23 protein-coding genes, 3 tRNA genes and 1 pseudogene are annotated in these 22,291 nt (G+C 58.1%); 13 read left to right on the top strand and 14 right to left on the bottom strand.

Annotation, left to right across the window (positions count from 1 at the left end; genetic code table 11):
* Window positions 1–145: 145 nt before the first annotated feature.
* Window positions 146–706: a hypothetical protein gene (locus tag JOE39_RS05930; protein WP_003318017.1), complete on the top strand. Its 561-nt coding sequence runs from the start codon at window positions 146–148 to the stop codon at window positions 704–706.
* A gap of 96 nt (window positions 707–802) precedes the next feature.
* Here the strand turns inward: JOE39_RS05930 and JOE39_RS05935 are convergent, their stop codons facing one another.
* The gene (locus JOE39_RS05935; protein ID WP_016982074.1) at window positions 803–985 is read right to left on the bottom strand and encodes a hypothetical protein; all 183 of its coding nucleotides are present in this window, start codon (window positions 983–985) and stop codon (window positions 803–805) included.
* Window positions 986–1,157: 172 nt separating this feature from the next.
* Window positions 1,158–1,517, bottom strand: coding sequence for a hypothetical protein (locus JOE39_RS05940; protein ID WP_003318019.1), 360 nt, complete (start codon window positions 1,515–1,517; stop codon window positions 1,158–1,160).
* A gap of 210 nt (window positions 1,518–1,727) precedes the next feature.
* Here JOE39_RS05940 and JOE39_RS05945 point away from each other — a divergent pair, with 210 nt between their 5' ends.
* The gene (locus JOE39_RS05945) at window positions 1,728–2,543 is read left to right on the top strand and encodes a shikimate 5-dehydrogenase (RefSeq protein WP_024663117.1); all 816 of its coding nucleotides are present in this window, start codon (window positions 1,728–1,730) and stop codon (window positions 2,541–2,543) included.
* Window positions 2,544–2,565: 22 nt separating this feature from the next.
* On the opposite strand, the gene JOE39_RS05950 is transcribed toward JOE39_RS05945, so the two are convergent.
* Window positions 2,566–3,240 (bottom strand): DUF480 domain-containing protein, encoded by a 675-nt coding sequence (locus JOE39_RS05950; RefSeq protein WP_046266653.1) that lies wholly within the window; start codon window positions 3,238–3,240, stop codon window positions 2,566–2,568.
* 154 nt (window positions 3,241–3,394) lie between these two features.
* Between JOE39_RS05950 and JOE39_RS05955 the strand changes: the two genes are divergently transcribed.
* Window positions 3,395–3,904 carry a DUF1993 domain-containing protein gene (locus JOE39_RS05955; protein ID WP_004403812.1) on the top strand — a complete coding sequence of 170 codons (510 nt, stop codon included), beginning with the start codon at window positions 3,395–3,397 and terminating at the stop codon, window positions 3,902–3,904.
* A gap of 309 nt (window positions 3,905–4,213) precedes the next feature.
* On the top strand, window positions 4,214–5,368 hold the full coding sequence (locus JOE39_RS05960) for an MFS transporter (protein ID WP_024648959.1): 1,155 nt from the start codon (window positions 4,214–4,216) through the stop codon (window positions 5,366–5,368).
* Here JOE39_RS05960 and nhaR read toward each other — a convergent pair.
* The gene (nhaR, locus tag JOE39_RS05965) at window positions 5,365–6,267 is read right to left on the bottom strand and encodes a transcriptional activator NhaR (protein WP_010411395.1); all 903 of its coding nucleotides are present in this window, start codon (window positions 6,265–6,267) and stop codon (window positions 5,365–5,367) included. The two genes, JOE39_RS05960 and nhaR, sit on opposite strands and share 4 nt — an antisense overlap.
* A gap of 132 nt (window positions 6,268–6,399) precedes the next feature.
* On the opposite strand from nhaR, the gene JOE39_RS05970 reads away from it, so the two are divergent.
* Window positions 6,400–6,642, top strand: coding sequence for a hypothetical protein (locus JOE39_RS05970; RefSeq protein WP_010411397.1), 243 nt, complete (start codon window positions 6,400–6,402; stop codon window positions 6,640–6,642).
* Window positions 6,643–6,676: 34 nt separating this feature from the next.
* The gene (locus JOE39_RS05975) at window positions 6,677–7,435 is read left to right on the top strand and encodes a TerC family protein (RefSeq protein ID WP_003347216.1); all 759 of its coding nucleotides are present in this window, start codon (window positions 6,677–6,679) and stop codon (window positions 7,433–7,435) included.
* A gap of 120 nt (window positions 7,436–7,555) precedes the next feature.
* Here the strand turns inward: JOE39_RS05975 and JOE39_RS05980 are convergent, their stop codons facing one another.
* Window positions 7,556–7,738 (bottom strand): hypothetical protein, encoded by a 183-nt coding sequence (locus tag JOE39_RS05980; protein ID WP_004403797.1) that lies wholly within the window; start codon window positions 7,736–7,738, stop codon window positions 7,556–7,558.
* Between the two features lie 220 nt (window positions 7,739–7,958).
* Between JOE39_RS05980 and JOE39_RS05985 the strand changes: the two genes are divergently transcribed.
* Window positions 7,959–8,654: a hypothetical protein gene (locus tag JOE39_RS05985; RefSeq protein WP_004403795.1), complete on the top strand. Its 696-nt coding sequence runs from the start codon at window positions 7,959–7,961 to the stop codon at window positions 8,652–8,654.
* 59 nt (window positions 8,655–8,713) lie between these two features.
* On the opposite strand, the gene JOE39_RS05990 is transcribed toward JOE39_RS05985, so the two are convergent.
* The gene (locus JOE39_RS05990; RefSeq protein ID WP_046266654.1) at window positions 8,714–9,997 is read right to left on the bottom strand and encodes an FAD-binding oxidoreductase; all 1,284 of its coding nucleotides are present in this window, start codon (window positions 9,995–9,997) and stop codon (window positions 8,714–8,716) included.
* A 182-nt stretch (window positions 9,998–10,179) separates the two neighbouring features.
* On the opposite strand from JOE39_RS05990, the gene JOE39_RS05995 reads away from it, so the two are divergent.
* Window positions 10,180–10,256, top strand: a tRNA-Val gene (locus tag JOE39_RS05995).
* A gap of 200 nt (window positions 10,257–10,456) precedes the next feature.
* A pseudogene (locus JOE39_RS06000) lies at window positions 10,457–10,750 on the top strand (integrase core domain-containing protein); the annotation flags it as partial.
* Window positions 10,751–10,849: 99 nt separating this feature from the next.
* On the opposite strand, the gene JOE39_RS06005 reads toward JOE39_RS06000, so the two are convergent.
* A complete protein-coding gene (locus JOE39_RS06005; RefSeq protein ID WP_010411423.1) occupies window positions 10,850–11,095 on the bottom strand; it encodes a ubiquitin-like protein in 246 nt (81 codons plus the stop codon).
* 325 nt (window positions 11,096–11,420) lie between these two features.
* On the opposite strand from JOE39_RS06005, the gene JOE39_RS06010 reads away from it, so the two are divergent.
* Window positions 11,421–11,497, top strand: a tRNA-Val gene (locus JOE39_RS06010).
* A 69-nt stretch (window positions 11,498–11,566) separates the two neighbouring features.
* Here JOE39_RS06010 and JOE39_RS06015 read toward each other — a convergent pair.
* Window positions 11,567–12,124: a GNAT family protein gene (locus JOE39_RS06015; protein ID WP_024665791.1), complete on the bottom strand. Its 558-nt coding sequence runs from the start codon at window positions 12,122–12,124 to the stop codon at window positions 11,567–11,569.
* Window positions 12,125–12,210: 86 nt separating this feature from the next.
* A complete protein-coding gene (locus tag JOE39_RS06020; protein ID WP_004403789.1) occupies window positions 12,211–12,435 on the bottom strand; it encodes a hypothetical protein in 225 nt (74 codons plus the stop codon).
* A 273-nt stretch (window positions 12,436–12,708) separates the two neighbouring features.
* On the opposite strand from JOE39_RS06020, the gene JOE39_RS06025 reads away from it, so the two are divergent.
* Window positions 12,709–12,785: transfer RNA gene (locus tag JOE39_RS06025), tRNA-Val, on the top strand.
* 135 nt (window positions 12,786–12,920) lie between these two features.
* On the opposite strand, the gene JOE39_RS06030 is transcribed toward JOE39_RS06025, so the two are convergent.
* From JOE39_RS06030 to JOE39_RS06040, 3 genes are all read right to left on the bottom strand, one after another.
* Window positions 12,921–13,982, bottom strand: coding sequence for an SDR family oxidoreductase (locus tag JOE39_RS06030; protein WP_024665792.1), 1,062 nt, complete (start codon window positions 13,980–13,982; stop codon window positions 12,921–12,923).
* Between the two features lie 89 nt (window positions 13,983–14,071).
* Window positions 14,072–14,470 (bottom strand): NUDIX hydrolase, encoded by a 399-nt coding sequence (locus JOE39_RS06035; protein ID WP_010411436.1) that lies wholly within the window; start codon window positions 14,468–14,470, stop codon window positions 14,072–14,074.
* Between the two features lie 303 nt (window positions 14,471–14,773).
* Window positions 14,774–15,850, bottom strand: a complete 1,077-nt coding sequence (locus JOE39_RS06040) for an NAD(P)-dependent alcohol dehydrogenase (RefSeq protein WP_025168084.1) — start codon at window positions 15,848–15,850, stop codon at window positions 14,774–14,776.
* Between the two features lie 262 nt (window positions 15,851–16,112).
* Between JOE39_RS06040 and JOE39_RS06045 the strand changes: the two genes are divergently transcribed.
* Window positions 16,113–19,004, top strand: a complete 2,892-nt coding sequence (locus JOE39_RS06045; protein ID WP_046266476.1) for an EAL domain-containing protein — start codon at window positions 16,113–16,115, stop codon at window positions 19,002–19,004.
* 168 nt (window positions 19,005–19,172) lie between these two features.
* Window positions 19,173–19,727, top strand: a complete 555-nt coding sequence (locus JOE39_RS06050) for a hypothetical protein (RefSeq protein WP_004417896.1) — start codon at window positions 19,173–19,175, stop codon at window positions 19,725–19,727.
* A 120-nt stretch (window positions 19,728–19,847) separates the two neighbouring features.
* On the opposite strand, the gene JOE39_RS06055 is transcribed toward JOE39_RS06050, so the two are convergent.
* Both JOE39_RS06055 and xylB read right to left on the bottom strand, forming a co-directional pair.
* Entirely contained in the window at window positions 19,848–20,786 is a 939-nt protein-coding gene (locus JOE39_RS06055; protein WP_046266475.1) for a carbohydrate kinase, read from the bottom strand.
* A gap of 22 nt (window positions 20,787–20,808) precedes the next feature.
* The gene (xylB, locus tag JOE39_RS06060) at window positions 20,809–22,290 is read right to left on the bottom strand and encodes a xylulokinase (RefSeq protein WP_046266474.1); all 1,482 of its coding nucleotides are present in this window, start codon (window positions 22,288–22,290) and stop codon (window positions 20,809–20,811) included.
* Between the last annotated feature and the right edge of the window lies 1 nt (window position 22,291).

The following is a 22,291-nucleotide window of genomic DNA, read 5'->3' on the forward strand; positions in this document are numbered from 1 at the left end:
ATCGGTCGTTCATTAAGTTGCTGTTAAGTCGCTTTCTGTTCTGCAACCTGCCAAAAACCGCCTCTCAATTGAATATTCGTGGTGCGCAAGGCCCGCACCGATTAGCATTCCATGCCATTCAGGTCACCGATTCAGGAGTCATGCAATGCTCAAGGGGTTTGTCAGCAAGGATTACGCAGTACTGGTGATCATCGCGTCATTGATTGTCATTCTGCTGCTGGGTGTCGGCTTTACCTCACGTCCAAGCGACTGGGCAGGCTGGATGCAGGCAATCGGGCTGATTGTCGGGCTGATGGCCGCCGTCGCAGTACCGGCCATCCAGCGCAAGCAGGAAGCGCAACTGGCGCACAAGCAGATACGGGACCGCGAGGTGGGCTACGCTCGGCGCATGCAGTACTTGTGCGGTGAGCTGAGCGAGCTGCAGGGACGCATCAGCCTCAATCTGACCCATCTGCGCGCCAGTGACCGGCACAGCCTGAAATACACCTTGCAGGATTACCTGCATCGCCTGTTCGAGTCGCATAAACAGGATCTCAACGATGACCGCGTGGTGCTGGCTTACGAATTGCGTCAGGTCGCCAATGACCTGATCGATGAACTCGACAGCGGCCGTACCGATCGCGTGGTGTTCATGGCGTTGGAGAAACGCCTGCAGAAACTCACCCATCGCTGTCAGGTCAACGCGGCCATGGCCGAGCGCGGCTAGGTCTGATCACCGGCTTTTTCCGTGGCAAAAAAAAGCCCGCCATCAAAGAGGCGGGCAAGGGATGTGCGGAGCAACGCACGAGGTTTGCAGAAGAAGTCAGCTGTTGAGGGGCTGGCACTGCATTTGCCGGGACAGGGCCTCTGCAACAGGCAATGACGCGAGCGGGCCGCTGACGGGTTCGCCATCCTGAATCAGGTACCAGCAGGCCAGCAGGCCGCGCTCTCTGAGCGGGGCTGGAACTGCGCTACCGACGACGGACATGATGTGTACCTTGGTCATAAGTGCCTCCTCAATCCATGGCGCTACTGTAGAGGGCAGGCGAGCAAGTCAGAAATCGACGCTCTCAATAGTGGTCATTGATAACAACGAGGGTTTGGCGCATTGCATTGGCAGCCCATAGTGTGAGCACAGCAACGAAAAACCCGCCTGAAAAGGCGGGTTTTTTGTTCTGTTACCAGCGGCCGCGTGGCGGGCCGTAGTAATAGCCGGGGCCTGGTGGTGGCCCGTAATAATGATGGTAGTAGCCAGGCGGTGGAGGCGGTGGGTAGCGCTCAACAACCTGATAGACCGGGGCCGGCTGGTAATAGACCGGTGGCGGCGCGTAGTAGACCGGCCGCTGCTGCACATACACTGGCTCGCGTTCGACGTACACCGTTCTGTCGCGACCTGAAGATACCGCCGCCCCGACAACGGCAGCGCCAACGATAGCACCTACCACGGCAGGGCCACCCCAGCCACGGTCAGCATTCGCCTGGCCAGCAAGGGCCAGGGCACCTACAAACAAGGCGATCTTGGGGATTTGACGAATCATGATTGTTCCTCGCTCTCAACCCGTTGTCGCGCGCCTGCATCACTCTCAAGCACTGCCACGGGATAACACTATGACACCGAAATTGTAAGAATCTGCGAAAGTGCTGAGTAAATTTTATGTAAGGTGCGCCGCGTATGTCCTCGCGTTCACTGGCGCGTAGCATACGCTTCTACCGAAGATTCAAGCCATTACCGTCTGGAGGAAACACCGATGCCCGTCACTGCTAACAGGGAGACATTATTGTGCATGTCCATGGCCGCCCGTCCTGGCAACTTTGGTGTGCGTTTCCATAATCATCTTTACCAGCAACTGGGCTTGAACTTCTATTACAAGACCTTCGCTCCCAATGACCTTGCCGCCGCCGTGGCCGGCATACGCTCGCTGGGGATTCGCGGCAGCGCAGTTTCGATGCCCTTCAAGGAGGCCTGTATCGAGCTGGTCGACGAGCTGGACGCCTCGGCCGCCGCTATCCAGTCGATCAATACCATCGTCAACACCGACGGACATCTCAAGGCGTTCAACACCGATTACATCGCCGTCGCTCAACTGATGGAGAGCCATGCGGTGCCGCGCAGCGCTTTTGCCCTGCGCGGAAGCGGGGGGATGGCCAAGGCAGTTGCGTTCGCGCTGCGTGACGCGGGTTTCACCGAGGGTCTGATCGTGGCCCGCAACGAGCAGGCTGGCCGGCGCCTGGCAGAGGCGTGCGGCTTTCGCTGGCAGGCGGAGCTGGGCAGCGCGCGGCCACCGTTGCTGGTCAATGTCACTCCATTAGGAATGCAGGGCGCGCAAGCTGACGAGTTGTCGTTTGACCTGCAAGCCATCGAAGCCGCTGAAACGGTTTTCGATGTGGTGGCTACCCCCGCCGACACGCCGCTGATCCAGGCGGCACATCGCCTGGGTAAGCGTGTGGTAAGTGGTGATGAAGTGGCGGCGATCCAGGCATTGGAGCAGTTTGTGCTCTATACCGGGGTGCGTCCGACCGACGAGCAGTATCAGCAGGCTGCAGCCTTCGCCAGAGCCGGCTAGCCGTCAGCTCGGGCAGGGCACATTACTCCTCGGCGTGTTCCAGTCTGGCCAGGCGTTCTTCAAGGGCCGCGACCCGTGCCTCCAGCTCATCGATACGCGAGTTGGCCGCCGGGCTTGCCGATTGTCGCTCCGGTGCCTGTTGGCGAGCGGCAAGCAGCTCCTGCAGCGATTCAGGGTCACCGAGCTGATGCATATAACGGTCTTCGCGCTGGCCTGATTGGCGCGGCACGAGCATCGCCAGACCTCTGGCAATCAGACGTTCCAGCTGGTGGACGACCTGCTCGCTGTCCTCGAAGTCGTGCATGCGGCTACTGCGGGTCAGCAACTCGTTGACGGTCTGCGGCCCGCGCAGCAGCAACAGACCCGTGAGTATCACCTGCGCCGGGACCAGCTCGAGCCCCTTGTCGACCCTATGCTCCCAGCGATCGGCGCGACTGCCCATGACCAGTCGCGTCAGGCCGCGGCCTTCCAGGGCTCGAAGGCTCTGGCCGACCTGACCCTGGGTGAGGTTCATGACCGGGTCACGACTGGTCTTCTGGTTGCAGGCAGTCATCAGTGCATTGAGGGTCAGCGGGTAGGTTTCCGGGTTGGTCGCCTGTTTTTCGATCAGGCAGCCCAGAATGCGCACTTCAGTGCCGTTGAGTTGTAACGCCTCGGCATTCGGGGAGGATTCGGTGGAGGACGATTCGATGGACATGACGCTTCCCTGAGTGATGGCGGTGGATCAGCGTAGGGCGTGGCGGAAATTATTGCCAGTGTCTGCTGCACGGATCTGCAGGGGCGCTGAAAAGTGTCACGGCGTTTGGCGTCATGTAGGTCTATAATTGCGCCTTTCTCAATCAGGATATGTCATGTCTATTTCCCTGTACGCCGCTTCCATTCCTGTCTTTCAGCAAATGCTTAACGCGCTGAGCGACGTTCTGACCAAAGCCGAAGCCTACGCGACCGAGAAGAAAATTCAGCCGCCAGCCTTGCTGCAGGCGCGACTGTACCCGGACATGCTGCCGTTCACCCGTCAGGTGCAGATCGCCGTCGATTTTGCCAAGGGTGCCTCGGCTCGCCTGGCAGGCGTCGAGATCCCGCAATACGATGACACCGAAACCACCTTTGCCGAATTGCAGGCACTGCTTGCCAAGACACTCGCGTTCATCGGCAGCATCACTCCGGATCAGGTCGACGGCAAGGAAGGCATCGAAATCGTCCTGCGTCCCGGCACGGAAAAGGAAAAACGCCTGAACGGTCAGGCTTATCTGCTTAGCTACGCCTTGCCACAGTTCTTCTTTCACGTCACGACTGCCTACGATCTGCTGCGCCATAACGGCGTTGAAATCGGCAAGCGTGATTTCATGGGCAAGTTCTAAACAGTGGAGGGTTGAAGCCTTGTTGATGTTCTCGGCCCTCAACGTTATACACAAAGCCAACTGACTCTCGTGCCAATGCTCCGAATTGGTATGCATTGGGTGACGCAGAGCGTCACGAAATGCATTACCGCGCGGAGCGTGGGAGCGAGAATTACCGGAGTGTTCCCCCACCCCCCCGTTTTTCGGGCTCAGTCTCACTAACTGCATGCCAGTGCGGAGCATTGGCGTGACAGTCACCTTCAAGCTATTTAATCCCCCTCCCGCAGGCCGCGCTGTCGCAGCGGGCCCTGTTGTTGTTCTGGAGTATTCATGTTGTTGCCCATCCTTCTGCTGTCAGCTGCCGGGTTTACCGTGCTGACCACAGAATTCGTCATCGTCGGTCTTTTGCCAGCCGTTGCCCGCGACCTAAATGTCACGGTCTCGCAGGCAGGGCTGCTGGTGACGCTGTTTGCGTTCACCGTCGCCGCCTTTGGTCCTTTTCTGACCGCCTATTTTTCGCGCTTCGAGCGCAAGCGCCTGTTTGTCAGCATCCTGGTGCTGTTCGGTTTTGCAAATGTCCTGGCGGCGCTGGCGCCCAATATCGCCGTGATGGGTATCGCCCGGCTGATTCCGGCGTTGGGGTTGCCGGTGTTCTGGGCGCTGGCCAGCGAGACTGCCGTGGACATTGTCGGTCCGCAGTTTGCAGGCCGGGCGATTGCCAGGATCGGTTTCGGTATCGTTTGCGCCACAGTGTTTGGCATTCCCATCGGCACCCTGATCTCCGACGCATTCGGCTGGCGCACGGCCTTTCTGGTGCTGGCCGTTCTGGCGTTTGCCAAGGCACTGTTGCTGACGGTCTATCTGCCGAAGACGCCTGCCAAGTTGAACCCGGTATCAATCCTTAAACAGTTCGGCATCTTGCGCAGCCGGATGATGCAGGGGCACGTGCTGCTCTCGGTGCTGGTGTTCAGTGGCATGTTCACGGCATATACCTACCTGGCGGACATGCTCGAGCGCCTTGCCGGTTTCGACGGCGCTCTGGTGGGCTGGTGCCTGATGGGCTTTGGCGCTGTCGGCTTGCTGGGCAACTCGCTGGGCGGGCGCATGGTCGACCGCCACCCGTTGATTGCCAGCCTGGTGTTTTGCGCCTTCATGGTGGTCGGCATGGTCGCGGTGGTGCCGAGTATCCATTCGGTGGTGGCCTTGCCACTCGCGCTGGCGGTCTGGGGCATCACCCAGGCGGCCTTGTTTCTGGTCAGTCATGTGCGGTTGATCAAGGCCGCGCCGCAGGCACCTGCGTTCGCGGCGTCACTGAACATCGCCGGTGCCAACCTTGGCATAGGCATCGGCGCGATGATTGGCGGCAGGGTCATTGATCACCTGGGGCTGGGCAACGTCGGTTTTGCCGCTGCGGGCATCATCGTGCTGGCGATTGTGCTGGCGCTGTTGTTGATCAAGCGTGATCCGGGGTCGCTCCCTGCTTAGCCTGCATCGGTGAACAGTTGGTTTCGAGCACTTTCGGCAATGGCGACAACGCCGGGGTGCTTGACCTTGCGTTCCACGGTAATGGCATAGAACGATTCGGTCACCGCGTCAGTATGGCCAATCACTTGTACGCCATACTGGTCCTCCACTTCGTCGGCGATCACGCTGGGCGCCACGAACACGCCGCTGCCGGATTTGCCAAACGCCTTCATCAGCGCGCTGTCATCGAATTCACCAATGATGCGCGGCTGAATGCCCTGTTCGGCAAACCAGCGCATCAGTCTGCCTCGAACCACGGTTTCCTGGCCTGGAATCAGCAGCGGGGCGCCGTGCATGCACTGCGGAAAATCGGTCCCGATACGTTCCACTATTTCACGCGTGGCGAAAAAACTGACCCCGCATTCTCCCAGCTTCTGGCTATAGCCTTTGATGTCCAGATGCGGCGGCATCGGACTGTCGGAAATCACCAGATCCAGACGCTGGATGGCCAAGTCTGCCAACAGTCGTTCCAGCTTGTCCTCGCGGCAGGTAATGCGGATGGGCTCATCCAGCGTCATGGTCGGAGCGATCAGGCGGTAGACAATGGACTTGGGCACCACGTCGGCCACGCCAATGCGCAACAGCAATTGCTGTTCATCCGGCTGCGAGCGCAGCAGGTTTTCCAGGTCATTGCCGAGCTGGAACATTTGTTCGGCGTAGGGCAGGGCGAGGCGACCTGCTTCGGTCATTTCCAGCTGCCTACCGACGCGCTGGAACAGATCGACGCCCAGTGACGCCTCCAGCAGGCTGATCTGCCCGCTGACGGTCTGCGCGGTCAGATTCAGTTGTTCACAGGCGCGCGCGATGCTGCCGGTCTTGGCCACGACCCAGAAGTAGTGAAGCTGGCGGTAATTGAGCATATTTTTCTGCCGATTCGGTAAAACCGAAGTATATGCCTTATAAAATCGAATTTTCCTTATGTTTCAAGATGTCTAGAATCCGCTCCAACGCCGGGCTGAACAGGCCGCCCGGTTTCACTGAGTGAGGAGCCCATGAACAAAGTCCTTTACGCTGTATTACTGAGCGGTTCACTGCTGGTAGCAGCAGGATGCGATCAGCTAGAGTCTTCCACCAAGCATGTGGTGAATGCCGCCGCTGACAGTGCAAAACAGGTGGTCGATGACACCCATAAAGCCGCAACCCAGGCACTGGACGAGGCCAGGCAGGAACTTTCGTTGCAGGAACCACCACCAAACTCGGCTGAAACCGAAAATACGTCTGATAAAGAAATCTGACTTACAACTATTGGCGCAGGCAGGGCAGTGATCTATGGAATACCTATTGGAACTCGCGACAAGTCCGGCAGCCTGGATCGCGCTGGCGACACTGGTGGTGATGGAAGTCGTACTGGGCATCGACAACCTGATTTTCATCTCGATTCTCACCAACAAGCTGCCTGAACACCAGCGCGAGAAGGCTCGCAAGCTGGGTATCGGCATGGCGCTGGTGATGCGCCTGGGCCTGCTCAGTACCGTTGCTTACATCGTGCAGCTGACAGAGCCGGTTTTCGAGGTGTTCGGTCAGGCGTTCTCCTGGAAGGACATGATCCTGATCGCTGGTGGTCTGTTCCTGGTCTGGAAGGCAACCACGGAAATTCATCACAGCATGGACGTCAAGACCGAGGAAGAGAAAGCCCTGGGCTCGGTGGTGATGTTGAGCATGAGCGCGGCGATCGTACAGATCCTGATGCTGGACCTGGTGTTCTCCATCGACAGTATCATCACTGCCGTGGGCATGACCGAACACCTGCCGATCATGGTCATCGCGGTCATCTCTGCTGTCGTGGTAATGCTTGTCGCAGCCAACCCGCTGGCGAAATTCATCAACGACAACCCGACGGTGGTCATGCTGGCTCTGGGCTTCCTGATCATGATCGGTATGACGCTGATCGCCGAAGGCTTTGGCGCCCATGTTCCGAAGGGTTACATCTACGCGGCCATGGCCTTCTCGGCAGCCGTTGAAGCCTTGAACATGCTGGTACGCAGGGCAAGACGCAAGAAAGCGGTTAACCAGGTGTCCACGCACTGATAACTGGCGAAGCTGTAAAAAAGGTCGACGCTGGCAACAGGGTCGACCTTTTGCATTCAAGGCGCGGGCAAGCCCGCTGAGGAGGGCAGATCAGCTAAGCGCTGCTCATACCGCTATAAATCAGTTGGCTGCTACAACGGGGGCCTTGATGTGTTTTGCAAGTACAGCCGGTTGTACCGCCCGCGGCTCGACGCTGCGCGGCTGATGACGGCGACGGGATACACGCATCACCCCCCACAGCATCGCGCTGGCGACGGCAAGCCACGAAGCGATCAGCATCACTATTGTCAATTCCAGGCTCATAAGTGCCTCCACATTCCTGCTTTTTGTTGCGGTCTTGATAACTGACAGTCTAGTACGGGGCATGTTTCGGTTAATTGACCAGTGGCATCGGGCTATGAATTATTTTCGCAATTCTGTTGGTCGAGGTGCCACGCGCGGCTATCCCCGAGACCCGGTCAGCTCTATCATCGGTCCTCAGGTCGGGTCGCGGGTTGCCCGACAACAGTTGAAGTGAGTGAACATGCTGTCGGTTTCTTTCTTTACCGGTACTCCCGGTGCGCTGCGTTCATGGCTGATTGCGGCCTTGCTGATGGGCCTTGCCGGTTGTTCGTCAATGGTTACGCCGGAGATGAAACGCCTTCCGGACCGGGTCGAACTGACGTCGATCCCGTTCTTTCGGGGCAATGCCTATCAAAGCGGCCCGATGGTGCTGGCTAGCATGCTGGCCAACCAGCAGGTGCAGACGACGCCCGGTTTGCTCGACAAGCCGTTGCAATTGCCGGGTGCCGAGGACCGGCTCGAGCAGAACATGCAGAAGGTCGCGCGTGAGTACGGTTTCATGGTGTACCCGCTTGATGGCCAGCTGCAGGACCTGCTGACCCAGGTCTCGGCGGGGTACCCGGTGATGCTGCGTTTCGCCCAGGGCTCTGTGCTTTGGAAAGGGCCGCGTTATGCGGTGTTGATCGGCTACAACCGTGTCAAAGAGACCGTGCTGCTCAACGCAGGCATGGATCGTCGTTACTCAATGAGCTTCAGCAGCTTCGCGTCGGCCTGGAAAGACGCGGGCAGTTGGGCGGTGCTGATCCAGTCGCCCCGGCAGTTGCCGGCCAATGTCGATGCGCAGCGCTGGCTGCAGGCGGCCGAAGCGTTATCGACATCAGGACAGGAACAGGCAGCGGGCGAGGCGAAAAGAACGCTGGCACGCGGCGTTAAATGAAATCAACGCGGCAGGAACAAAAACGGCACCGATAAGGTGCCGTTTTACGTTCAGCGAGCTTAGAAACCGAGTCGGTCACGCAGGCTGTAATACCACGCGCCCAGCGCAGTCAGCGGGGTGCGCAGCACCTGGCCACCGGGGAACGGGTAGTGGGGCAGGTCGGCGAACGCATCAAAGCGCTCTGCCTGACCGCGTAGCGCCTCGGCCAGTACTTTGCCTGCCAGGTGGGTGTAGGTCACACCGTGTCCGCTGCAGCCCTGCGAGTAATAGATGTTGTCGCCCAGTCGTCCAACCTGGGGCAGACGAGACAGGGTCAGCAGGAAGTTGCCTGTCCACGCGTAGTCGATCTTCACGTTCTTGAGCTGCGGGAATGCCTTGAGCATTTTCGGCCGGATAATGGCTTCGATATTGGCGGGATCTCTGGCGCCGTACACCACACCGCCGCCGAAGATCAAGCGCTTGTCGGCGCTGAGGCGGTAGTAATCCAGCAGGTAATTACAGTCTTCGACGCAGTAATCCTGCGGCAGAAGGGTTTTTGCCAGTTCATCGCTCAACGGCTCGGTGGTGATGACCTGAGTGCCGCACGGCATCGACTTGGCCGCCAGCTCCGGGACCAGATTGCCCAGGTAGGCATTGCCGGCCACGATAACGAACTTGGCCCGGACCCTGCCTTGCGCCGTATGCACCACAGGGTTTGCCCCGCGCTCGATACGAACCGCCGCTGATTGCTCATAAATGGTGCCACCCAGTGTTTCAACGGCCGCCGCTTCACCCAGTGCCAGGTTGAGTGGATGAATATGCCCACCGGTCATGTCCAGCAACCCGCCGATGTACTGATCACAGGCCACGACTTCATTGATCCGGCGCTTGTCCATCAGCTCGAGGCCGGTATGCCCGTAGCGCTCCCAAAGCCGCTGCTGGGCTTCGAGATGCGCCAGTTGCTTGCTGGTCAGCGCTGCGAATACACCGCCATCTTTCAGGTCGCACTGAATGCCGTAACGGGAAACCCGATCGCGAATGATGGACGCGCCTTCGAAGGCCATCTGCCCGAGCAATTGCGCCTGGCGTGGCCCCACGGTTCGCTCGATGACATCGATGTCGCGGCTGTAGCTGTTGACGATCTGCCCGCCATTACGCCCCGATGCGCCGAAGCCGACCTTGGCCGCTTCCAGCACCGTGACCCGAAATCCGTTTTCCAGCAGGAACAGCGCGCTGGACAAACCTGTGTAACCGGCTCCGATGACACACACGTCAGTTTCGACTTCACCCTGCAGCGCCGGACGTTCCGGGGCCGCGTTGGCTGAAGCCGCATAATAGGACTGCGGGTAGGGCGTGTTTGCCATCCTGAGACTCCGTTTAATATTCTTGACGATGGCGGCAATCGTACCCGAGATATAAAAGCTCTGCCAGCAGCAGGCCAAAAGAGCCCTTGTCTGTCGATTGGTAAAAAACGCTGTATTTCATAGGGTTAGCAAAAAAACAGATTGACAGGCATTCGCATATCCGTAGAATGCCGACCCACAGCAGGCACGTAGCTCAGTTGGTTAGAGCACCACCTTGACATGGTGGGGGTCGTTGGTTCGAGTCCAATCGCGCCTACCACATAAAATCCGCTCTGCTGGGCGGTAAGAAAAGGGCGATCCGAAAGGGTTGCCCTTTTTGCTGTTTTTGTCCCGTCCTGAATAAGGTTTACACCTTCTGACCCAATCTCAGGAGGGCGTAATGAGTTCAGCAAAAAGGCGCAGTCAGCGTGGATCCAGGCGTTCAGCAAAGTTCTAACGCAGCGGGCAAGGGAGCAACGCTTGGCACATCATTCGGACAGGGGCGTCCAATATTGATCCGAGCTTTATCAGTGGCTGCATACCAAATACGGCATCACCTGTTCAATGACCGATGGGTACGACTGCTACCCAAATGCGCTGGCGGAACGTGTGAGCGGAACGTTGGAAACCGAGTTCTTGCTGCCTCGTTCCAAAGATTTTGCAGAGGCCATCCGTATGGTGTGCGCGTCGGTGCAGATCTATAACAACGGGTGGCCTCATCTGTCGCTGAAATACAAGACGCCCTATGCGGAGCATCGAGCGTGTCGAGGCTAAAAAAGATGTGAACCTGGACACGAGTGTACTGTTCGCGAAATAACCTACTCATTTTTATGGAAATCTGCAGTTGGTTCTTTCGAAAACAGTACACTGACCCTAAATTTTTAGGGTGAGCAGCAGCGTAGTCTCTTTCTGAATGTTGTAGTCAGTCAGTGTCCGATCATCATCCAGCCTTTGACCCGCAAATAATAACCTTTGATTTTCCGGTGGTGGCGCTAGAAGCAGATTGTCTTGTATTTTGGATTTTACATTGCCTATCGTGTCGGACGGTTCTACATCAAGTTCCAGTTTTCCCCCTGGTATTAGCAGGGCGGTAGTAAGTGACTGTATATAAATTTTCACGGTATCACCTCAGTGTTTTATGATTGGCTGCGTTTGATGATGAGCCTCTACTTTGGCCATCCAATGCGTATACACGCAAGGCAAGGTTATTGTGACTGACGAGTGAGCGATACTCGTAAGGTTGATAGCTATAGGGGCTGATACCTGATTGAACGGCAGGTCTTTGGTGTCTGGCATTAAAGAGCAAAACACCCCAGCGGGTACTGGACCATTTTTGAAGACGCCTGATCGGTGTCATCAGTCCCGAAATTTCACGTATTCAGAGGGTTAATGCAAAAAAGCGTTTGGCAGGTATTCGCATATCCGTAGAATGCCGACCCACAGCAGGCATGTCGCTCAGTTGGTTAGAGCACCACCTTGACATGGTGGGGGTCGTTGGTTCGAGTCCAATCGCGCCTACCAGACAAAATCCGATCTGCTGGGCGGTAAGAAAAGGGTCAGCCGAGAGGCTGGCCCTTTTTTGTTTTGCTGTCAGTTGCCAATGATCGAGTAGACGCGTGTGTTGCGCAGTCCTCCCTGAATGCTCATGCGATCCTGTCTAAGAGTGCCTTCGTACTCAAATCCGACCCGCTCGGCGAGTCTCTGGCTCGCCAGGTTTCTTTCATCCATTGTCAGAAACACGCGATTAGCCATCAAGTTGTCCAGCGCATAGCTGACCAATGCTGCAACGCCCTCACTTATCAGGCCGGCGCCAAGGTATTGAGTTCTGCCCCAATAGCCTACTTCAAAGCTTCGCAACTGCCAGTTGGCATTATGCAAGCCGCTGCTTCCTACTAATGCGCCGTTGTTTTTCAGAAAGAGAAGAGCCCTGAGATCCTCATTCAGGAGGAACCGGGCGTAGGCATGGCGGCAGATCAGTTCGGACTGATCGATACCAGGAGTCGGCGTTGCCCAAGCCAACCATTTCTGCAAATGCTCGGCCGATTCGGCAACAGCCTGATTGAAAACGATGCCGTCACCTGGCTTTGCAACGCGAATCAACAAACGCTCTGTCTGGATTGCTGCAGGCAGTAGATTGGATTCTGTCATAGACAATGGCCACGATGCGTTGGACTGCCGGCAGGCTTTTGACGCCGCCGGCTAGCCAGGAACCCAAAGATCTCATCAGTGGCCTATCAGTACTTCGAGCCCACCTTTGTATCTGCCTTGCATAGTTTCCAGTCCGGCGTCGGGGGCGGGCCCGGGATGTCTTTAATGATAATGACGAGCCCGTCAATTCCCACTCTTGCATAGCGATTCGTGATAGCGGCCCCGTCTGCGGAGGCAGAGTTGCTTTCATTGTTGCTCTGAACCGAGCCTGAGCCGTTATCAACCACCAGTGCGGACACTTCATCGTCCATGATTTTTCTCCTGAGTAACGCATAGTTCGACGCCTATGACGCTAGCAAGGCTACTGCGGCCGGATGATGAGTGATACTGGTAAATGTGCTAGGTAAGGTTTCGAAAGGTGCGTGAACACAAGAAGGCCGCTCGATCAGCGTGCTGGAAAGACGAAAGGAATCCGATGGCGCGTGATCACTGGCAGGAGCCTTAAAAAATTCACGTATTCAGAGAGTTACTGCAAAAAAGCGTTTGACAGGCAATCGAATATCCGTAGAATGCCGACCCACAGCAGGCACGTAGCTCAGTTGGTTAGAGCACCACCTTGACATGGTGGGGGTCGTTGGTTCGAGTCCAATCGCGCCTACCAAACAAAATCCGCTCTGCTGGGCGGTAAAAAAAGGGTCAACCGAGAGGTTGACCCTTTTTTGTTGTGCTCGCTTTACCCGTAGCCAGTGCCGGCTCTCGTGCCAATGCGAGCATTGGCACGAAATGGCAAGTTGCCTCAGGGAATCAGGCGGTCACGACGCAGCTTTTCAAACACGTCGAAGAACGCATCGTCACTGGCCTGGAACGCCGTGAAGCCCAGCTTGCGGCTCTTCGACATGTCCGTGACAACTTCAATCGGACGGCCGAGATCGGCATCGCTGTGCCATGGTGAAATCAGGCGGTTGATGTCACTTTCCTTTAGCTGATGCTCGCGAACGATGTCATCCCAGACCGCCTGATCGTTGGCCATCTGCGTTTCCAGCGGGGCAGGCTCGCTCGGAAAATCGGCTGGCTGCAAGCCGAAGTATTCGGCGATCTGTCCCCACATCCAGCTCCAGCGAAACACATCGCCATTGGTGATGTTGAACGCCTGATTGGCCGCTGCAGGTGTGGTCGCGGCCCATAGTTGCTGGCGGGCCAGCTGCCGCGCATCGGTCATGTCGGTCAGGCTGTCCCACTGCACGCGTGAGCCCGGGAACACGAAAGGTCGGCCAGTGGCTTTACAGATCGAGGCGTAAACGGCCAGGGTCGTCGCCATGTTCATCGCATTGCCGACGGCAACACCGGTCACGGTATGCGGGCGATGGACGCTCCAGGTAAAGCCATCCTTCTCGGCGGCAGCGAAGACTTCGTCTTCCTGGGCGTAGTAGAAGTTCTCGATATCCAGGCGCGCCTGCGACTCCCTGAACGGCGTTTGCGGCAGGGTGCCTTTGCCATACGCTTCGAACGGGCCGAGGTAATGCTTGAGGCCGGTCACCAGCGCAACATGCTTGACACTGCCAGCGGGCCGCACAGCGTCCAGCACGTTACGCACCATCGCGGCATTGACGCGGATGTTTTCTGCTTCAGTGGCCTGACGCGACCATGTAGTGATGAAAATGTGGGTGGGCTTCACATCAGCCAGAGCCGCATGCACGGACTCCGGGTTCTGCAGGTCTGCAGCTACCGGGATCACGCCGGGCCGCGCTGACGGGCTACGGGAGAGGGCGGCAACCTGCCAATCGTTGTCCAGTAACAACTGCGTGATTGCGCTGCCGACAATGCCACTTGCGCCAACAACCAGGGCGGTCTGAGTCATAGGGGTCTCCTGAGACGGGGAAGAAAGTAATGAACCGTCTGCTGTCTCAGAACAGCATCAGGCCATACCGTTCAACCCGATTGTCCCGATTACCCTGTAACGTGGCTCCGGGTACCGGGAACGCCTTCGGACTCGGTTGCATATGACTTGACGATGGTTTTGGTCGCACTGCTGGCTTTCAGGTCACCAAGTTTTTGCGGCGCAAGCCATTTGCAGGCGGCAATTTCGTTCTGCGGCGATGGCTCGCTGGAGGCTGGGACCTGCGCGGTGAAAACGTAATGGGCCACTTGATCCTTCTCGTACACATCGAGGTACAGAAGATCAAGGTCAGCAAGCCCGGTTTCCTCGCACAGTTCACGCACTGCGGCCTGAAAGGGCGTTTCACCCGCTTCTATCTTGCCACCAGGTAACGCCCAGCGCGATTTCGGTTTGCGCACATAGAGGACCTGGCCGTCACGTTTGCAGATGACTGTCGCGCGTTGTTTCATAATCCGTTGGCCTGTTAAACGTCCGTTGACATGAGTATCTGCAAGGACTGCGTGAACTTGAGACTCAAAGACTGTCAGTAGTAGTCACAAAAATGTAATGAATAGTTCATTTTTTAGGGCGGGCCGCTCAGACCGTAAAGGGAAACGGCCAGAGCGGATCGCGCAGCAGGTGGTGTGCCGATGCCTGCAATCAGAGTCCTGCAACTAGAGTATGGACATCAGTGGGCGATTGGCGGCGATCGGTTCACCGGGGGCGACGTACGGCATGTCAAATCGCAGCCTTCCATGGCTGCCAGGTGCGCATCAGGCAGCGTTCGAGTCGGCAGCCGCTTCCTGCTTGAGGCTGTCCATGTCGATGACGAAGCGATACTTGACGTCGCCCTTGAGCATCCGCTCGTAAGCCTCGTTGATGTCCTGCATGTTGATCTTTTCGATGTCGGAAACGATGCCGTGCTCGGCGCAGAAGTCCAGCATTTCCTGGGTTTCCTGAATGCCGCCGATCAACGAGCCAGCCAGGCTGCGACGCTTGAAGATCAGGTTGAACACCGCAGGCGACGGATGCGGCTCTGCCGGCGCCCCGACCAGTGTCATGGTGCCGTCGCGCTTGAGAAGAGACAGAAAGGCGTCCAGATCATGCGGCGCTGCAACCGTGTTGAGAATAAAGTCCAGGCTGTTGGCCTGAGCAGCCATCTGTGCCGCGTCCTTGGATACCACCACTTCGTCTGCGCCCAGACGCAAGCCATCTTCGCGCTTGTTGGGGGAGGTCGTGAACAGCACCACATGGGCACCCATGGCGTGGGCGATCTTGACGCCCATGTGGCCGAGACCGCCAAGCCCGACAATGCCGACTTTCTTGCCCGGGCCGACCTTCCAGTGGCGCAACGGGGAATAGGTGGTGATACCTGCGCACAACAGCGGCGCGACGGCGGCCAGGTTGGCATCATGAGAGATGCGCAGGACGAACTTTTCCTTGACCACGATCTTGTCGGAGTAGCCGCCGAATGTGTTCTCGCCACCAAATACCGGGCCATTGTAGGTGCCGGTAAAGCCGCTCTCGCAATATTGCTCGTCGCCCTCGGCGCACGATGTACATTGCTGGCAACTGTCGACCATGCAGCCGACGCCAGCCAGGTCGCCGACCTTGAATTGCTTGACGTCGGAGCCGACCGCCGTGACCCGGCCGACGATTTCGTGACCCGGAACAGAAGGATAGAGTGTGTTGTTCCACTCATTGCGCGCAGTATGCAGATCGGAGTGGCACACGCCGCAGTAAAGGATGTCGATCTGAACATCGTCAGCGCCGGGCGAGCGACGTTCGAATTGATGGGGCTTGAGTGTGTCCTGAGCCGATTGCGCTGCGTAGCTGTATGTCTTGACCATTACTGTCACCTGTTCAATGGGGATAAGTGTAAAGCCGTACGACAGCATAGCCGAGCCTCGCTCATTGACCTTGCTGTCTGGCAATACACCTGAGTCTGACCCCTGAGGCAGCGGTGTAGTGCCCCGCATCACACAAGCGTCATAGGGACGCCGAAGGGTCTGCCAAAAAGGTATGAACTTTGCAACAATGCGTTTTTACGCTTGTAATCTTTGGTCATGGTTTAAAGGATGACCGCCGTCGGCTCATGCATCTGGTGTTTCCATGACAGTCTCACTTCTGGCCACGGGCCTTTGCTCAAGCGTAGCTCGCACCTCAATTGCTCCCAGCAGCGCGTTGCCAGCCAACCGCGACCGATTCTCCTGTCAGGCCTCTATCGAAGCCCTCATGAGCGTGGCAAGGGAGCAGGCAGGAGCCATTGCCTGGGCTGCCTACGCCGCTGGTGAACTGAAATGCCTGCTCGGGCAAGGCGACGACACCGTTGTCTGGCCAGCACACATTGCCGCTGAAGACTTCGAGGCGTATTGCGCTCAATTGCAGCTGCATTGCCGGGTCGCAGGGCAGGGCGAGGGCGTGCTGGGTTGGGTGTTGGCACCGATGGCTGAAAAAGACCATCCCTTGCTGTTGGATCTGGCTGTCAGGCTGGGCTCGCTGTTGCAGACCGCGGCGTTGATCCGCGCGCAGAACACGCAGCGTGTTCTGTATGAAATCAGCCTGCTGGCCAGCACTACGCTGGACCGCAGCGCTTTTCTGCAAGGCATTCATGAGCAACTCGGGACTCTGATCGATGCCGAGAACTTCTACGTTGCGCTGTATGACCGGCAAAGCGGCAAGATCACCTATCCTTATTACATTGACCGATTCGATGACGAGGCAATGGCACACGAGACGTTCGAGTTTATCGACGCTGACCGGATGTCGCTCACCGGGTATGTCTTGAGCAGCGGGCAGCCTTTGTTTCTCGATGCTGCCTGCATCGAACAGGCCAAAGCCGACAACCGGTTTTACAGCGTTGGACGTCTACCCGAGTTCTGGATGGGCGCGCCCTTGAAAAACGCATCGGACGAAGTCTTTGGCATGGTCGCGATGCAGGTTTATGACGTGTCTCGTGTCTACAGTGCCCAGGATCGTGCATTGTTCGCCGTGGTGTCGCGCCACGTGGCCATGGCACTGGACCGGCAGTTGCATCGCACTGACCTGGAGCAGGTAGTGGCTCTGCGCACGCAACAGCTTTCTGCAGCCAACGACGCGTTACGTCAGGAGGTCAGGGACCGCGAGCGCGCCGAGCATCTGCAGAATGCCCTGTTCCAGATTGCCGAGCTCTCCAGTCAGCCCGGTGACATGAACGAGCTTTTTCGCAGCCTGCACATGATCGTCGGCGAGTTGCTGGTGGCGCTCAATTTCTACATCGCGCTTTACGACAGTGCGACGGGCGAAGTGACCTTTCCGTACTACATTGACGAGTTCAAGCCCGCGCCGCCGCGCTCACGGCGCGGGCAACGGGGGTTTACCGAGTATGTGATAGGCCAGCGGCGACCGTGCCTGATCGATTACGAGGAAGCTCGCAGGCTGGAAGGCCTTGGCGAGATCGAGGTACAGCGACAATCCGGTCGTTGCTCTTCATGGCTGGGCATTCCGCTGTTCGACGGAGGACAGGTTCGCGGCGTGCTGGTGGTGCAGAGTTATTCCAAGGACGTGAGCTATACCTTGCGCGATCAGGAGCTGCTCACCTTTGTTTCTCGTCACATCGATACGGCGCTGTCCCGGCGCAGCGCGGCAGAAGCGATCCATACCGCCAATGTTCTGCTTGAAGCCAGGGTTCGAGACCGGACCCGTGAGCTGGACCAGGCCAACGCCAGGCTGCAGCACGAAAACTCCCATGACTCACTCACCGGGCTGCCCAATCGTAGCCATCTCCAACATCGTCTGAGGCAGGCATGGCAGGACTTCTGCAGCAATGGCCAGCAAGTGATCGTGATGTTCATCGATCTGGATCGCTTCAAGATGATCAATGACAGCCTGGGTCATCACTGCGGCGACATCCTTCTGGTCCAGGCCGCTGAGCGCCTGCGCAGTTGCATGCGCGAACGAGACCTGCTGGCGCGGCTGGGCGGTGACGAGTTCGCCGTGTTGAGCATCGACACGCCGCTGCAGACCGGGACGGAGATCGCTCAGCGAATACTGACTGCGTTCGAGCAGCCGTTCGTGATCGATGATCACACGGTGTTCTCTTCCTGCAGTATCGGTGTGGTGGGTGCCGACAGTCGCTTCCATCAGGAACCGGCTGACCTGCTGCGCGATGCCGATACCGCCATGTACCGGGTCAAGAACGGCGGGCGGGACAGCTTCGCGGTGTTCAATCAGGCGTTACGCCGCGAGGTGTCTGATCAGGTCGAGCAGGAAGGTGCGCTGCGCACGGCGCTGAAACGTACGGACCAGTTGATTCCCTATTTTCAGTCGGTGATCTGCGTCAATAGCGGAAAGTTGCTGGCGTTCGAGGCGTTGATCCGCTGGTGTATGCCGGATGGGCGGATCGTCGGACCAGAGAGCTTTCTGCCTGCGCTCGAGGGACTGCGCCTGATTGGCCGTCTGGACCTTTATATGCTCAAGCGTGTGATTTCCATCCTGGCGCAACCCGAGAACAGTCATTGGCCACCCGTACATGTGAACTGTTCGAGTTACAGCATCACCCGCCCGGCGTTCGCCGCGGAAGTACTGGCACTGCTTGCCGAGCAGAATGTCGCGCCTGAACGTCTGTGCCTGGAACTCACCGAAGGCGCACTGGTGGTCGATCCCGAGCAGGCACGCCTGTCAATGAAGCTCCTGGCCGAGCAAGGCATGTCGGTCATGCTCGACGATTTCGGCGCAGGCTTCTCTTCGCTCAGCTACGTGCATCAGTACCACTTCAGCGGATTGAAAATCGACAAGTCGTTTATTTTCGGCCTGACCTCCAGTGCGCGCAGCCGCGCCATTGTGCGTGCCATTGTGCGCATGGCCGAATCCCTCGATCTGACCGTGGTGGCCGAAGGCGTCGAGGACCTTGAAACGCTTGAACTGCTGCGCGAGATAGGCGCCACGCAGGCGCAGGGCTACTACTTTTCCGAGCCGTTGCCGATTGAGCTGCTGGAGATCAACACCGGCCGTGCGGCAGGCTGACGCTCGGCCAGTGTTTGCCGCAGACGGCAGGCTGTATCCGTTCTTTGACGCGCTCGATTTGTCTGGTTTTTATTTAAGCTTTTAAAATCAACAGGTTATTGGTTTTCAAGACAGTTGGCACTGGACTTGCTTTTGAACCTGCGCAACAGGTTCATCAGGAGGTGAGAGATGATTATTGGCACGAGTGCGCTTGAGCAGCTTGTTTCCCGGGCTGTTGTCGGGCGCAAGACCGTAGATGAGGTGTCCCAGGACGCCTTCAGCTCGGTCGCTGCCGCTGGCCTGACATCAGGTTCGGCACCGGTTACCGCGCAGACCAGCAGTTCGACATCGCAAGACAGCAAGCAGGAAAACAGCGGTTACAACGAATCCTTTGCACGGATGATGATCAACCTGAAGTCCGCCGGTGATACGTCACTGTCAGAAAAGACGGCTGACCGTGACAACGGTGTCATCGGTTCAGTGGCTGGCACCACCAGCACCACTGACACGTCATCGACAGATTCGGTACAACAGAAATTCATGGACTCTCTGAAGCAGACAGCCGAAGAGAAAGTGCGCGAAAAGCTGACGGGTATTACCCAGAAAGACTATGACGCCATGGCACCTCAGGACCAACTGGCGATTGACCAGAAGGTTCAGGACGCGCTCAAGGACAAGCAGAACGACGTTGCGGATGACATCAACACCCGCATCAGAGGTATCAAGGCCGGTATGGTGGCTTGATGTTTGTTCGGCGACTTTGATGGCTTTTTCTTGAGCCGGGGGATGTTTCGCTTGCCCACGAAGACTACCGCCCATACACCGCAGTTGATGCGTGTGTATGGAGGTAGCGTTTAAGCCCTCTCATCCCAATTGATGCCTGTACGGCAAATCCGGCCCGACCTTTGTGCAGGTCAGCGCTGCCGCGCCGACGGCAAAATTCAACATCTCATCCAGTGTTTCCCGTGACAGCGTCGACAAGCCTTGTGGCGTGTCGAGCTGGCGTTCACTGAGGAAGGTCAGCAGCGCGGCCTGAAAAGTATCTCCAGCCCCGACAGTATCGGCGGTGACTACGGTTTTTGCCGGCACCGACCAGGTGCCGTGCTGGCGGGTAAAGACGCTGGCGCCTTGCGTGCCGCGAGTGACGATGACCAATTGCGTACGCTTGCCGAGCCAGCCTTCGGCGATCTTTTGTGGATCGCTGTCCGGGTACAGCAGGTGCAGGTCTTCGTCGCTGACCTTGATCAGGTGCGCATGCTCGGCGAACGCTGCGACCTGGCTGCGCCAGCGCTGAATATCCGGTGCCGGGTTGAGGCGCACGTTGGGGTCGAGCGAGATCAGCCGTGTGCTGCTTTCACGGGCGACCAGCGCCAACAGTGTGTCGGCAATCGGCTGCACCACCAGTGAAAACGAGCCGACGTGAATGCCGCGTACCTGCCCGTCGAGTTCCGGCAGGTGTTCCAGGCGCAACTGGCGGTCTGCGCAGCCGTCGCCTCGAAAGCTGTAAGTCGGCGATCCATCGCTGCCCACGGCGACCATGGCCAGTGTGGTGGGCGCGTCGAAGTCGATCAGGTGATCGGTATTGACCGTTTCCTTTTCCAGCACGGCACGCAGACGGCGGCCCAGGTAATCGGTGGACAGCCCGGCAAGGAAGCTTGCGTCCACGCCCAGACGGCGCAGGCCAATCGCAACGTTGAACGGAGAGCCGCCGGCAATCGCATCGAACCCCAATCTGTTCAGGGAACCGCTGTCATCCGCGCGGGTGAAAATATCGAACAGTGCTTCGCCACAAACCAGAAACATAAGTGCTCCATGAAAAAACGCTTCAAACCTTGCGCAATTGCGCCTGATAACGCTGATAGACCTGCTGATAGGCGGCCACATTATGCACCACAGGATGCGTCTCACTGCCTTGGTCGAGACTCACGCAGCGTTCGCAGAGTTGCTGCAGGTCCTGAGCCTTGCCGTTGGCGCGCGACCAGCACCAGGCCGCTTGAATGGCGGCGCCCAGTGCGGCGGCCTCCGAGTGGTCGGTGCAGATCACCGGTGTGTTCATGATGTCGGCCACGATCTGCCGCCACACGGCACTTTTGGAGCCACCGCCGATCAGACGGATCTTTTCGCTTTTTATGCCGCTGTCGCGCAACAGGTCCAGCCCGTAGCGAAGGCCGAAGGTAGTGCCTTCGACCACCGCGCGAGACAGGTTGGCCTGGGTCAGATTGGTGCTGTCCAGCCCGACGATGCTGCCGGTTGCATCGGGCAGGGCGGGCACGCGTTCGCCGTTCAGAAAGGGCAGCATCAGTACGCCTTCGGCACCGATCGGCGCCCGGGCGACTGCCTGATTGAAGCCGGCGATGTCGAGGGCGAACAACTCGCGAATGGCGGTCGTCGCGTTGGTCAGGTTCATCGTGCAGATCAGCGGCAACCAGCCGCCGGAGGATGAGCAGAAAGTCGCGACCGACTCATGCTCGCTGACCCGCGCCTCATCGGCGTAGGCATACACCGTGCCCGAAGAGCCGAGGCTCATGGTGATCAACCCCGACTGAATATTGCCTGTGCCGATCGCGCCCATCATGTTGTCGCCGCCACCACTGGAGACCAGAGCGTCAGGGTTCAGGCCCAGCAGTCTGGCGACTTCAGGACGCAGTACGCCCACCGATTCGTGGGCTTGCAACAGCTGTGGAAGTGCCTTGCCCAGACGACCGCTCGGGTCGATGTGCGCGAGCAATGGCAGGTCCCACTCGCGAGTGCGCACGTTGAAATAGCCGGTGCCCGACGCGTCGCCAAACTCGGTGCAGCAGCGGCCGGTCAGCCAATAGTTGAGGTAGTCATGGGGTAGCAGCACCTTGTCGATCCGCTCGAACAGATCCGGGTATTGCTCCTTGGTCCACAACAGTTTCGACACGGTATAACCTGGGGCGATAACCAGGCCAAGGCGTCGCAGCGACCCCTGCGCGCCGCCCAGGTAGTCCAGCAGGCGCTGGTTTTCCGGTGCCGACTCGGTGTCGCACCACAGTTTGGCCGGGCGCAGTACCTGGCCCTGAGCATCGAGCATCACCAGACCATGTTGCTGGCCCGAGACGCCGATGCCCTGAATCTGCTGGCCGGAAATGCCCGCCGCTGCGAGTGCATCGCGGGTCGCCTGTTGCAGCGCGTCCAGCCATTGCTGTACGTCCTGTTCACGGCGGCCGTTATGGTCGCTGATCAGGCTGTGCGGCGCCGAGCCTTCGCCCAGTACGGTGCCGCTTTCGGTATCGAGCACCAACACCTTGGTGCCTTGGGTCCCGCAATCGATTCCAAGAAACATG

The sequence above is a fragment of the Pseudomonas sp. PvP100 genome, from assembly GCF_017833055.1.
GTDB lineage: Bacteria > Pseudomonadota > Gammaproteobacteria > Pseudomonadales > Pseudomonadaceae > Aquipseudomonas > Aquipseudomonas syringae.